The sequence below is a fragment of the Streptomyces sp. NPDC060198 genome (genome assembly GCF_042728415.1).
In the GTDB taxonomy this organism is placed as follows: domain Bacteria; phylum Actinomycetota; class Actinomycetes; order Streptomycetales; family Streptomycetaceae; genus Streptomyces.
Genome location: NZ_JBHWZJ010000222.1, coordinates 1 through 11,725 on the forward strand (window position 1 = coordinate 1; position 11,725 = coordinate 11,725).

The window sequence follows — 11,725 nt, forward strand, 5'->3', positions numbered from 1 at the left end:
GCCCCGGCCGGTCCGAACGGACCGTGCGCCGGGGCCGCCGCGCGATGCGGGACAAGGCGAGGAGGCCCGATCGCCAGCCGCCCGTGCGCCGTTCGTGCGCACGTGTCTCCCCGCGTCCGTCCGTTTGTCCGGCCCCTTCGTGCCCGCCCGGTCGGTGACCACCCGTGAGAGTGAGGCCCTCCACGTGTCTTGACGTGCCGAGAGAGCTCAATGCATCATTGAACTAGTTCATTGGTTCTACGGGAGGTGAGGCCATGGGGTTCGCCTTCCGTATCGATCGGCGCAGTGGCGTCCCGAACTACGTCCAGATCATCCAGCAGGTGCAACAGGCCCTCCGGCTGGGTCTGCTGAAGCCGGGCGACCGACTGCCCACCGCGAGGGCGGTGGTGGAGGCGACAGCGCTCAACCCCAACACCGTGCTCAAGGCGTACCGCGAGCTGGAGTCCCAGGGGCTCGTCGAGACCCGGCGCAGGCACGGGACCTTCGTGACCGGCACCCTCGGCGCGTCCTCGGCCGACTCGCCCTGGCGGGCGGGGCTCGCGGACGTGGCCGCCCGGGCCGTCGCCGAGGGCGCCGAACGCGACGACCTCGCCGCCCTGTTCAACGACGTGCTGGACGACCTCTACCTTCCGAAGGAGCCCGATGACGTTCCCCACCAGCGGCCCTGACACGGCGCTCGCCGCCCACGGGGTCACCCAGAAGTACGGGCGCAGGGGCCGGCACGTCCTCGACCGCTGCACCTTCGACGTCCCCGCAGGGGTCGTGTCCGCGCTCGTGGGTCCCAACGGATCAGGAAAGACAACCCTGTTGGAGCTGGCGGCCGGCATGCGGCGACCCGCGTCCGGGACGGTCGAGGTCCTGGGCGGACCGCCGGGAGCCGGACATCCCCGGGTCGCCTACCTGGCCCAACACCGCCCGCTTTTCACCGGGTTCACGGTCGGCGAGATGCTGCGCCTGGGCGCCCGGACCAACGGGTCCAACTGGGACGCCGAGTTGGCCGGGCGGATCGCCCGGCCGCTGCGCGACGACCGGGTCGGCGCCCTGTCCGGCGGCCAGCGCACCCGCCTGGCCCTGGCCCTCGCCCTCGGCAAGCGAGCCGACCTGCTGCTGCTGGACGAACCGATGGCCGACCTCGACGTGCTGGCGCGGCAGGAGTTGATGGGGCTGCTCATGGCGCACGTCGCCGACACCGGCACCACCGTGGTGATGTCCTCGCACATCATTTCCGAGCTGGCCGACGTCTGCGACCACCTGCTCCTGCTCGACCGAGGCACGGTCCGGCTCTGCGGCGACATCGACGGACTGACCGCGTCCCACGCCGTGGTCGCCGTGACCGGCGGCCCCGACCGCCTCGGCGGCCACACCGTCGTCGAGTCCCGCCCGGCCGGGCGCGGTACCAGCGCGCTCATCCGCCCCGCCGGGCCGCTGCCCGCCGCCTGGGACGCACGGACCCCCTCGCTGGAGGAGCTGGTCCTCGCCCACCTCACCCCCGCCGCCCCGGCCGCCCTCAGCAAGGAAGACGCCGCATGAGCGCCCCCGCCGCCGCCCCGCCCGCCGGACCTGCCCGAGCCGGACGCGGTCTGCCGCTCGTGCCCATCGCCGTACGGCAGTACCGGTGGGTCGCGCTGGTCGTCCTGCTGCTGGCCGCGCGCGTCTGCGCCGCGATCCTGTACCACTACGGCAGCTGGGCCGACGCCATGGCCCTGCGCGACCATGTCGGGGGCCAGGCCTACCACTTCGGGCGCTACGCGGACGACGCCCACCAGGTGACCGGGCAGCTCGTGAACGACGGCTCGTCCCTCGCCTTCCAGCCGGCGCTGCTCGCCGCACTCGTCACCGCCGTACTGACCGCGCGGGAGTGGGAGACCCGCCGGGTCGTCCTCGCACTGACCCAGTCGGTCACGCCCCGGCGGTGGTTCACCGTCCGCTGGGCGGTCCAGGCGGCGTTCCTCGCGGCGGTGACCGTCCCCGCGGTGGCGCTCTACCGGATCAGTGCCGTGCACGGCTTCCGCCTCGACCTGCTCACCTACGGCGCCGAACGGCAGAACGCGTACTACACGATCGGCCCGGTGACCGTCGCCCACGTCCTGCTCGGAGTCGCGGCCGGCGCGCTGTGCGGCACGCTCCTGCGCCGCACCCTGCCCGCCCTTGTCGCGGCGCCCGTCCTCACCTGGCTGGTCGCCGGAGCACTGGTCCGCTCCCGGGCCGTGCTGCTGGTCGACTTCCCGCTGTTCTCCAAGGTCCACGGCTTCCACCCGGGCGGAGTCGTCGGCCTCCAGTTCTACGACGCCCTGCCCCAGGACAGCTACCTCATGAACGCCCTCGAACCCGGCGACTACTGGGGCTTCCAGATCGCCTCCAGCGCGCTGGTGCTCGCCGCCGCGGCTCTGCTCACCGCCGCCGCGCTCCGCGTCCTGCGCCGCCGCACGGCCGCGTACTGACCGCCGCGGACCACCGTCCCGGCGCACCGCCGGAACCGTCCGCAGCCCGCTCGTCCGCTCTTCAGCAGAGAAAGCAGCAGCCATGACGATCCACCCCACCGACCACCTGGACACCGACGGCCAGGAGGTGCGCCGCTATCTCGACGCCGTCGAGCAGGCCGTGTCGGGCCTTCCGGCCCATCGGCGCAAGGAGACGGTCGGGGACGTCGCCGAACGGATCGCCGTGGCCCTCGCCGGGCGCCCCGGGCGGATCACGCAGATCCTGGCCGAACTCGGCGCCCCGGAGCAGATCGGCGCGGCAGCCGTGGACGCGTACCGGGCGGACGTGCAGGTGCCCTGGTGGAGCAGCCCCCGCCTGATCGTGTGGGGTCTGGCGGCGGGCAGCGCGGTGAGCCTTCTCAGCCGGCTCACGGCCGACGACGAGATCCCGGAGATCTTCGCTCTCCCCGTCTTCTACCTGACCTTCTGCGGCTGCGTCGCGTTGTGTCTCTCGCCGTGGTGGAGCCGGTCCCGCAGGTGTCTCGCCCTCGCCTGGCTCCTGGTGCCGAACCTGTTCCTCGCCCTCGCGATGGGGGCGACCGACAGCCTCGCCGTCCAGATCACTCTGAGCGTCGTTTCGGTCGCCGTTCGCGCCGGAGCCCTCTGGTGGATGTGGAGCTGCCGGACCGCGCCCGAGCCCGACCGTCACCGCTTCCCGCGCTGGGCCGGCGTGCTGAGCTGGATCGCCGTGGCCGCGGTCGCCGCGGGCGAGACCGTCCTGTGGGCCGTCACGCTGTAAGAGCTCCGAACGAACGTGGAGCCCGGCTCCACGCACCACGGGTCAGCGCAGGCCGACCACGATCATCCCGACCACCATGGCCAGGGCGAGGAGGAACCCCGCGCGCCGCAGCATCTCCTGGGCGTCGCGCAGTTCCTTCGGCGGGCGGTTGTCGGGGTCGGACCACAGCATGCGTCCGATCCTGCTCCGCCCGCCGCGGTCCTGCCTGAGTACGGGTACTCAACCACCCGTACGCGGGACAGTGGTCACTCTCGGCGACGGGCGTCCGGTCGCCGCTCAGGCGGGCCAGTAGGTGCGCGCCCACGCCGTCGGCCCCGGCAGGGCCCGCGTGGCGCGGGCGATCCGAGCCGGGTCGGACCACTGCGCGGGCGGCGGTGGCGCGTTGTCCGGCACGGCCGCCGCCGAAGCGGCGCGCGCCCGGACCACCGCCAGGGCGGCGGCGAGTTCCTCGGGAGTCGGGTTGCCCCGTACGACCCTGATCATGGCGGGCTCCAATCCGTCTTCGTGCAGCTGTGCACGGCCTACAGCGGGATGTTGCCGTGCTTCTTCGGCGGCAGGGACTCGCGCTTGGTGCGCAGTTGCCGGAGCGCCTTCACGACGTGCTTGCGGGTGTCCGAGGGCATGATCACCGCGTCCACGTACCCGCGTTCGGCCGCGACGTACGGGTTGAGCAGCGCGTCCTCGTACTCCGTCATCAGCCGCGCGCGGGTCGCCTCCGGGTCCTCGGCGGCGGCGATCGTGCGGCGGTGCAGGATGTTGACCGCGCCCTGGGCGCCCATGACGGCGATCTGGGCGGTCGGCCAGGCGAGGTTGACGTCGGCGCCCAGGTGCTTGGAGCCCATGACGTCGTACGCTCCGCCGAACGCCTTGCGGGTGATGACCGTGATCAGCGGGACGGTCGCCTCCGCGTAGGCGTAGATCAGCTTGGCGCCGCGGCGGATGATGCCGCCGTACTCCTGGTCCACGCCCGGCAGGAAGCCCGGCACGTCGACGAAGGTCAGCACCGGCACGTTGAACGCGTCGCAGGTCCGCACGAAGCGCGCGGCCTTCTCGCTGGCGTCGATGTCCAGGCAACCGGCGAACTGCATCGGCTGGTTGGCCACGACGCCGACCGGCCGGCCCTCCACGCGGCCGAAGCCGGTGATGATGTTCGGCGCGAACAGGGCCTGGGTCTCCAGGAACTCGGCGTCGTCCAGCACGTGCTCGATGGCGGTGTGCATGTCGTACGGCTGGTTCGCCGAGTCCGGGATCAGCGTGTCGAGTTCGCGGTCCTCGTCGGTGGTCGCCAGGTCCGCCTCCTCCGGGAAGACCGGTGGCTCGGAGAGGTTGTTCGACGGGAGGTACGACAGCAGGGACTTGACGTACTCGATCGCGTCCTTCTCGTCGCCCGCGAGGTGGTGCGCCACACCGGAGGTGGTGTTGTGGGTACGGGCCCCGCCCAGCTCCTCGAAGCCCACGTCCTCGCCGGTGACGGTCTTGATGACGTCGGGTCCGGTGATGAACATGTGCGAGGTCTGGTCGACCATGACCGTGAAGTCGGTGATCGCGGGGGAGTAGACCGCGCCGCCCGCGCAGGGGCCGACGATCAGCGAGATCTGCGGCACCACACCGGAGGCGTGCACATTGCGCCGGAAGATCTCGGCGAACAGCCCGAGCGCCGCGACCCCTTCCTGGATGCGGGCGCCGCCGCCGTCGTTGATGCCGATGACCGGGCAGCCGGTCTTCAGCGCGAAGTCCATGACCTTGACGATCTTCTCGCCGTAGACCTCGCCCAGCGAACCGCCGAAGATCGTGAAGTCCTGCGAGTACACGCACACCGGACGGCCGTCGACCGTGCCGTACCCGGTCACCACGCCGTCCCCGTAGGGGCGGTTCTTCTCGATGCCGAAGTTGGTGGAGCGGTGACGGGCGAACTCGTCCAGCTCCGTGAAGGAACCCTCGTCCAGGAGCAGGTCCACCCGCTCCCGCGCGGTGAGTTTGCCCTTCGCGTGCTGCTTCTCGACCGCGCGTTCGGAACCCGCGTGCGTGGCTTCGCCGATACGGCGCTGCAGGTCCGCGATCTTGCCCGCGGTGGTGTGGATGTCGCTCTGCGGCTCGGACATCGGGTGGCGGCTCCCTGCCTGGTCACGGGACATGACGGGGACTCGGTCCGCGGAGACGGGCCCGGCACGCGTCCACGGGAAGCCCTCGTTCCTGTACAGCTACTGATCCGTAGCGTATCGGCGGCCCCACGGATCGGCAGTGCGTCCTCGTGCGTCCTTTGCCACACCTAGGGTGGCTTGCATGACACCCCCGGATGCGCCATCGAACCGCTGGTCGGACCTTGACCGGCCGCCCTTGAACCTGTCCGCGCTCCGTCGCGGACTGCTGCGGCCGGGCGCGCTGTGGACCTCGCTCGACGTGGTGGAGGAGACCGGCTCCACCAACACCGACCTCGCCGCCCGGGCCGCCGCCCCGGCTTCCGGGAACCCGCCCGCCGAGGGAGCGGTGCTCGTGGCCGAGGTGCAGAACGCCGGACGCGGCCGGCTCGACCGGGTCTGGACCGCGCCGCCGCGCTCCGGGCTCTTCCTCTCCGTGTACCTCGCGCCCACCGAGGTACCCGTGGAGCGCTGGGGCTGGCTGCCGTTGCTCACCGGGGTCGCCGCCGCGACGGGCCTGGCCCGGGCCGCCGGGGTGGACATGGCGCTGAAGTGGCCCAACGACCTGCTGGTCACCGTGGACGGCGTCGAGCGCAAGACCGGCGGCATCCTCGCCGAACGCGCGGGGGACGGCGTCGTCGTCGGCCTCGGCATCAACGTCTCGCTCCGCGCCGACGAACTCCCCGCCCCCACCGCCGGCTCCCTCGCCCTCGCCGGAGCCGTCTCGCTCGACCGCGAGACGCTGCTGCGGGGCGTCCTGCGCTCGCTGGAGCAGTGGTACGGCGAATGGCGGGCGGCGGGCGGCGACGCTGCGCGCAGTGGGCTCCAGGCGGCGTACGCGGCGGGCTGCGCCACGCTCGACCGCACCGTGCGGGCCGAGCTGCCGGGCGACCGCTCGGTGGTCGGGCAGGCCGTCGCGGTCGACGGCGACGGCCGGCTGATCCTCGCCACCGGGGACGGGCTCCAGCAGCCGGTCTCGGCGGGCGACATCGTGCATCTGCGCGGCGCGGCCGGCGGGCTCGTCTGACGCGGCGGGCGGGCCCGGCGGCCTGATCGCGAGGGGTACGCGGACGGTTCGTGTGAATGTTCCGACATTGCACGTATGTGCGCGTGACGGCGTACGGAGGGTGAACGCGCGCCGCCCCGACGGGTGAACGCGGCGCGCGCCGGAGTGCGAAAGCGTGAGTTGTCACGTCCGACGCACCCGGACCGGGCCATCGGGGACGTGAGCCAGGGCACACCTGCCGTATCGTTGAGGCGATCCAGCGACAGATCACAGATGGGCAGGGCAGTGCGCAGGGAACGGGCAGGAGGCGGGCAGTGACCGTCGGCGACACGGGTTCGGACGCGGGCGCGAGACCGCCGTCGGACCCCTCGGTCCATGCCACGCCCCATCACGAGGTCGATCACACGGCCGAACCGACCGACGACCCGCTGGCGATCCGGCTGGAACAGCTGATCCTCGGCGCCGAGCGCCAGTACACCCCCTTCCAGGCGGCCCGCACCGCCGGTGTCTCCATGGACCTGGCGTCGCGGTTCTGGCGCGCCATGGGCTTCGCCGACATCGGCCAGGCCAAGGCGCTCACCGAGGCCGACGTGCTGGCGCTGCGCCGCCTCGCCGGTCTCGTCGAGGCCGGGCTGCTCAGCGAGCCGATGGCCATCCAGGTGGCCCGCTCCACCGGCCAGACCACCGCCCGCCTCGCCGAATGGCAGATCGACTCCTTCCTGGAGGGCCTCACCGAGCCGCCCGAGCCCGGGATGACCCGCACCGAGGTCACCTACCCCCTGGTCGAACTGCTGCTGCCGGAGCTCCAGGAGTTCCTGGTCTACGTGTGGCGCCGCCAGCTCGCGGCCTCCACCGGGCGGGTCGTGCAGGCGCAGGACGACGAGGAGATGGTCGACCGGCGGCTCGCGGTGGGCTTCGCCGACCTGGTCGGGTTCACCCGGCTCACCCGGCGGCTGGAGGAGGAGGAGCTCGGTGAGCTGGTCGAGGCCTTCGAGACGACCGCCGCCGACCTGGTGGCCGCGCACGGCGGCCGGCTGGTGAAGACCCTCGGCGACGAGGTGCTGTTCGCCGCCGACGACGCCGGCACGGCCGCCGAGATCGCGCTCCGGCTCATCGAGGCGATGTCCGCCGACGCGACCATGCCCGCCCTGCGCGTGGGCATCGCCTTCGGCACCGTCACCACCCGGATGGGCGATGTCTTCGGTACGACGGTGAACCTGGCCAGCCGGCTCACCTCGATAGCCGCGAAGGACGCCGTCCTGGTGGACGGGGCGTTCGCGGAGGAACTGATCCGTACGGGCGACTCCCCCGAGTCCGAGGCCCGGGCGGCGGAGGAGGTCGCCGCCGCGGCCGAGCGGGCACGGCTCGCCGAGAAGGAGGGGCGCGAGCCCGCCGACGAGCCGCCGCTGCCCGCCTACCGCTTCCAGCTCCAGCCCATGTGGCAGCGGCCGGTACGCGGTCTCGGCGTGGTCGAGCCGTGGATGCTGACCCGGCGCGGCAAGCGCGACGGGGGTCGCTGAACCCGTTCCGCGTACCCCGCGCCGCTCTTCCGCCCGGAATCGCGGACAGTCCCTAAACTCCCCCGGAACGCCACCACCGGAGGGATGGAACCATGAGTGTCACGTCCGAGCAGCGGTTCGGGGAGTTCGTCGTCGTGCGGCGCCACGCGGAGCCCGCCCACGTCGCGGAGCTGGTGCTCGACCGGCCGAAGGCGATGAACGCGGTCTCCTCCGAAATGGCCCGGTCCGTCGCCGCCGCCTGCGAGGCGCTCGGCGCGGACCCGGACGTACGGGTCACCGTCGTCTCCTCCAGCAACACCCGCGCCTTCTGCGTGGGCGCGGACCTCAAGGAGCGGAATTCCCTCAGCGACGCCGACCTCGGCCGGCAGCGGCCCGTCTCACGCGGCGCGTACACCGGGGTGCTGGAGCTGCCGATGCCGACCGTGGCCGCCGTGCACGGCTACGCGCTGGGCGGCGGCTTCGAGCTGGCGCTCTCCTGCGACGTCATCGTGGCCGACCGCACCGCCGTCGTGGGGCTGCCCGAGGTGTCGGTCGGCGTGATCCCGGGCGGCGGCGGTACCCAGCTGCTGCCCCGCCGGGTCGGCGCGGCCCGGGCGGCCGAGCTGATCTTCACCGCGCGCCGGGTGGAGGCTGCCGAGGCACACGCCCTGGGGCTGGTGGACGAGCTGGTGGCGGAGGGCACGGACCGGGACGCGGCGCTGGAGCTGGCCGGCCGGATCGCCGCCAACTCCCCGGTCGGGCTGCGGGCCGCGAAGCGCGCGCTGCGGCTCGGCCACGGGCTCGACCTGCGGACGGGGCTGGAGGTGGAGGACGCGGCCTGGCGGTCGGTGGCCTTCTCGGGCGACCGGGCGGAGGGCGTCGCCGCGTTCAACGAGAAGCGGAAGCCGCGGTGGCCGGGGTCGGGTGACACAGCGTGACGACTCTGCGGGGTGGGCCGGCATGTCAGCACCCCTGCCGGGACCCGTCCGGTGATCACACCAGCCCATAGGTACATAAGCTGGTGGGATGGGTGGTGACGATGTGCGACTGCGCGCGGTGGTTTCGCTGGCGCAGACCATGGCGGCGGCTTACACCGCGAAGGAGTCGTGGCGGGCCGCGGCGGTGGGCGCCTGCGACGCGCTGGGCGGTTCGTTCGCCGCGCTGTCCGTGTGGGAGCGCGACCGGGGCCGGCTCAGGGTTCTGGTGAACGCCGGGGAGCGGGCCGAGGGGGAGGAGGAGTTCCCCGAGGAGGAGGCCTACCCCGTCCACCGGTTCCCGGAGATCACCGAGTTCCTGCACGAGCGCTGGGCGGGCGGCGGCGAACCCGATGCCTGGGTGGAGACCGCTGAGGGGCGGGCAGGCGCCGATGCTCCGGCCCGGGGCGCCCGGCCGTTCTGCCACCAGCGGGTCGCCGCGCTCCAGCGGCGGGGCCGGGGCTGCTGCGTGGTCGCGCCGATCGTGCTGCACGGCCGGGCCTGGGGGGAGCTGTACGTGGCCCGCCCGGCCGGGGCACCCGTCTTCGACCGGGACGACGCCGACTTCGCGACGGTGCTCGCCGCCGTGGTCGCGGCGGGCATCGCGCAGACCGAGCGGCTGGAGGAGGTGCGCAAGCTCGCCTTCACCGACCCGCTGACCGGCCTGGCCAACCGCAGGGCCGTGGACATCCGGCTGGACGAGGCGGTGGAGCTGCACCGGGCCGAGAACGCCGTGGTCAGCCTGGTGGTCTGCGACCTGAACGGGCTCAAGTCGGTCAACGACACCCATGGCCACGCCGTCGGCGACCGTCTGCTGGAACGTTTCGGCTCGGTGCTCTCGCGGTGCGGGGCGATACTGCCCGGCGCCCTCGCCGCCCGGCTCGGCGGCGACGAGTTCTGCCTGATCTCGGTGGGCCCGGGGGCGGACGAGGTGGTCCGGGTCGCGACCGAACTGTGCGAGCGCGCCGCCGCGCTGGAGCTGGGCGACGGGGTCGCCTGTGGGGTCGCCTCCACCGGGGACCCGATCGGGCAGGTGCGCTCGGCCCGGCGGCTCTTCCGGCTCGCGGACGCCGCGCAGTACCGGGCGAAGGCCGACCGTGCGGTCGGCCCGGTGGTGGCCGGGCGGGACGGCGAGGTCATGCGGCTGGCCGACTCGCCGCCGACCCCGGCCCACGACCGCCGCAGGCTCCGGGGCAACCGGCCGTGAGAGCGGCGGTGCGGGGTGACCCGCGGCCATCGGTAAGGGGTCAACGCGGCTACCACTGGTGACATGGCCAGTTTCAGTACGTAGGGTTCTGAATATGGATATGCACACTGTCGTGGTGAGGACTTCCGGCACCACCGCCGAGGACGTCCTGGCCGTGGCCCGCGAGGGCGCGCGCGTGGTCCTGTCACCTGAGGCCCTGGACGCCCTCGCCGCCGCCCGCAGGACCGTCGACGCGCTCGCCGCCCGGCCCGAACCCGTCTACGGCGTCTCCACCGGATTCGGTGCGCTCGCCTCCCGCCACATCAGCCCGGAACTGCGCGGACGCCTCCAGCGCAACATCGTCCGCTCGCACGCCGCGGGCATGGGCCCGCACGTGGAGCGCGAGGTGGTGCGCGCGCTGATGTTCCTCCGGCTCAAGACGCTCGCCTCCGGCCACACCGGCGTACGCCCCGAGGTCGCGCAGGCCATGGCCGACCTCCTCAACGCGGGGATCACCCCGGTCGTCCACGAGTTCGGCTCGCTGGGCTGCTCCGGCGACCTCGCCCCGCTCTCGCACTGCGCCCTCGCGCTGATGGGCGAGGGGGAGGCGGAGGGTCCCGACGGTGTCGTGCGGCCCGCCGCCGAACTCCTCGCCGAGCACGGCATCACCCCGGTCGAGCTGCGCGAGAAGGAGGGCCTCGCCCTCCTCAACGGCACCGACGGCATGCTCGGCATGCTGGTGATGGCCCTCGCCGACCTGCGTGCCCTCTACACGAGCGCCGACATCACCGCCGCGCTCTCCCTGGAGGCGCTGCTGGGTACCGAGAAGGTCCTCGCGCCCGAACTGCACGCCATCCGCCCGCACCCCGGGCAGGGCGTCAGCGCCGCCAACATGCTGCGGGTGCTGGAGGGTTCCGGCCTCACCGGCCACCACCAGGACGACGCGCCCCGGGTCCAGGACGCCTACTCCGTACGCTGCGCGCCCCAGGTCAACGGCGCGGGCCGGGACACCCTGGCGTACGCCGCCACGGTCGCGGAGCGGGAGCTCGCCTCCGCCGTCGACAACCCGGTGGTGCTGCCGGACGGCCGGGTGGAGTCCAACGGCAACTTCCACGGCGCGCCGGTGGCGTACGTCCTCGACTTCCTGGCGATCGTCGCCGCGGACCTCGGCTCCATCTGCGAACGCCGTACCGACCGGCTGCTGGACAAGAACCGTTCGCACGGGCTGCCGCCGTTCCTCGCCGACGACGCCGGGGTCGACTCCGGTCTGATGATCGCTCAGTACACCCAGGCGGCCCTGGTCAGCGAGATGAAGCGGCTGGCCGTGCCCGCGTCCGCCGACTCGATCCCGTCCTCCGCGATGCAGGAGGACCACGTCTCGATGGGCTGGTCGGCCGCGCGGAAGCTCCGTACCGCCGTGGACGCCCTCACCCGGATCGTCGCGGTCGAGCTGTACGCGGCGGCGCGCGGTGTCGAACTGCGTGCCGCCGGAGGCCTGTTCCCCGCCCCCGCCTCCCGTGCCGCCGTCGAGGCGCTGCGCGGGGCGGGCGCCGAGGGGCCGGGGCCGGACCGTTTCCTCGCCCCCGACCTCGCCGCCGCGGACGCGTTCGTCCGCGACGGCGGGCTGGTCCGGGCCGTGGAGCGGGTCACCGGACCGCTGGGCTGACGCGACCGGCCGCCGGCCCTCCGGTCAGGAGGGCCGG

General features: G+C 73.2%; 12 protein-coding genes. 9 read left to right on the plus strand and 3 right to left on the minus strand.

What is annotated here, in order from left to right; all coding sequences use genetic code 11:
* Positions 1 to 254 precede the first annotated feature (254 nt).
* The 4 genes from ACFWEP_RS23600 to ACFWEP_RS23615 all read left to right on the plus strand — a co-directional run bounded on the left by ACFWEP_RS23600 (position 255) and on the right by ACFWEP_RS23615 (position 3,219).
* A complete protein-coding gene (locus ACFWEP_RS23600; protein WP_387372585.1) occupies positions 255 to 668 on the plus strand; it encodes a GntR family transcriptional regulator in 414 nt (137 codons plus the stop codon).
* Entirely contained in the window at positions 643 to 1,530 is an 888-nt protein-coding gene (locus ACFWEP_RS23605) for an ABC transporter ATP-binding protein (protein WP_387372587.1), read from the plus strand. The genes ACFWEP_RS23600 and ACFWEP_RS23605 overlap by 26 nt, the downstream gene beginning before the upstream one ends.
* Entirely contained in the window at positions 1,527 to 2,441 is a 915-nt protein-coding gene (locus tag ACFWEP_RS23610; RefSeq protein ID WP_387372589.1) for a hypothetical protein, read from the plus strand. The genes ACFWEP_RS23605 and ACFWEP_RS23610 overlap by 4 nt, the downstream gene beginning before the upstream one ends.
* 82 nt (positions 2,442 to 2,523) lie before the next feature.
* Positions 2,524 to 3,219 (plus strand): HAAS signaling domain-containing protein, encoded by a 696-nt coding sequence (locus tag ACFWEP_RS23615; protein WP_387372591.1) that lies wholly within the window; start codon positions 2,524 to 2,526, stop codon positions 3,217 to 3,219.
* Between the two features lie 42 nt (positions 3,220 to 3,261).
* On the opposite strand, the gene mmpB is transcribed toward ACFWEP_RS23615, so the two are convergent.
* The 3 genes from mmpB to ACFWEP_RS23630 all read right to left on the minus strand — a co-directional run bounded on the left by mmpB (position 3,262) and on the right by ACFWEP_RS23630 (position 5,321).
* Complete coding sequence (gene mmpB, locus ACFWEP_RS23620) at positions 3,262 to 3,390, minus strand: morphogenic membrane protein MmpB (RefSeq protein ID WP_328719717.1); 129 nt, start codon at positions 3,388 to 3,390, stop codon at positions 3,262 to 3,264.
* Positions 3,391 to 3,495: 105 nt separating this feature from the next.
* A complete protein-coding gene (locus tag ACFWEP_RS23625; RefSeq protein WP_387372594.1) occupies positions 3,496 to 3,702 on the minus strand; it encodes an acyl-CoA carboxylase epsilon subunit in 207 nt (68 codons plus the stop codon).
* Between the two features lie 38 nt (positions 3,703 to 3,740).
* Complete coding sequence (locus ACFWEP_RS23630) at positions 3,741 to 5,321, minus strand: acyl-CoA carboxylase subunit beta (protein WP_387372596.1); 1,581 nt, start codon at positions 5,319 to 5,321, stop codon at positions 3,741 to 3,743.
* 181 nt (positions 5,322 to 5,502) lie between these two features.
* Here ACFWEP_RS23630 and ACFWEP_RS23635 point away from each other — a divergent pair, with 181 nt between their 5' ends.
* From ACFWEP_RS23635 to hutH, 5 genes are all read left to right on the plus strand, one after another.
* Complete coding sequence (locus tag ACFWEP_RS23635; RefSeq protein WP_387372598.1) at positions 5,503 to 6,384, plus strand: biotin--[acetyl-CoA-carboxylase] ligase; 882 nt, start codon at positions 5,503 to 5,505, stop codon at positions 6,382 to 6,384.
* 293 nt (positions 6,385 to 6,677) lie between these two features.
* Positions 6,678 to 7,883 (plus strand): adenylate/guanylate cyclase domain-containing protein, encoded by a 1,206-nt coding sequence (locus ACFWEP_RS23640; protein WP_387372600.1) that lies wholly within the window; start codon positions 6,678 to 6,680, stop codon positions 7,881 to 7,883.
* 92 nt (positions 7,884 to 7,975) lie between these two features.
* A complete protein-coding gene (locus ACFWEP_RS23645; RefSeq protein WP_387372602.1) occupies positions 7,976 to 8,800 on the plus strand; it encodes an enoyl-CoA hydratase/isomerase family protein in 825 nt (274 codons plus the stop codon).
* 88 nt (positions 8,801 to 8,888) lie between these two features.
* Positions 8,889 to 10,043 (plus strand): diguanylate cyclase domain-containing protein, encoded by a 1,155-nt coding sequence (locus ACFWEP_RS23650; RefSeq protein WP_387372605.1) that lies wholly within the window; start codon positions 8,889 to 8,891, stop codon positions 10,041 to 10,043.
* Positions 10,044 to 10,143: 100 nt separating this feature from the next.
* Positions 10,144 to 11,688, plus strand: a complete 1,545-nt coding sequence (hutH, locus tag ACFWEP_RS23655) for a histidine ammonia-lyase (protein WP_387372607.1) — start codon at positions 10,144 to 10,146, stop codon at positions 11,686 to 11,688.
* Positions 11,689 to 11,725: the final 37 nt, after the last annotated feature.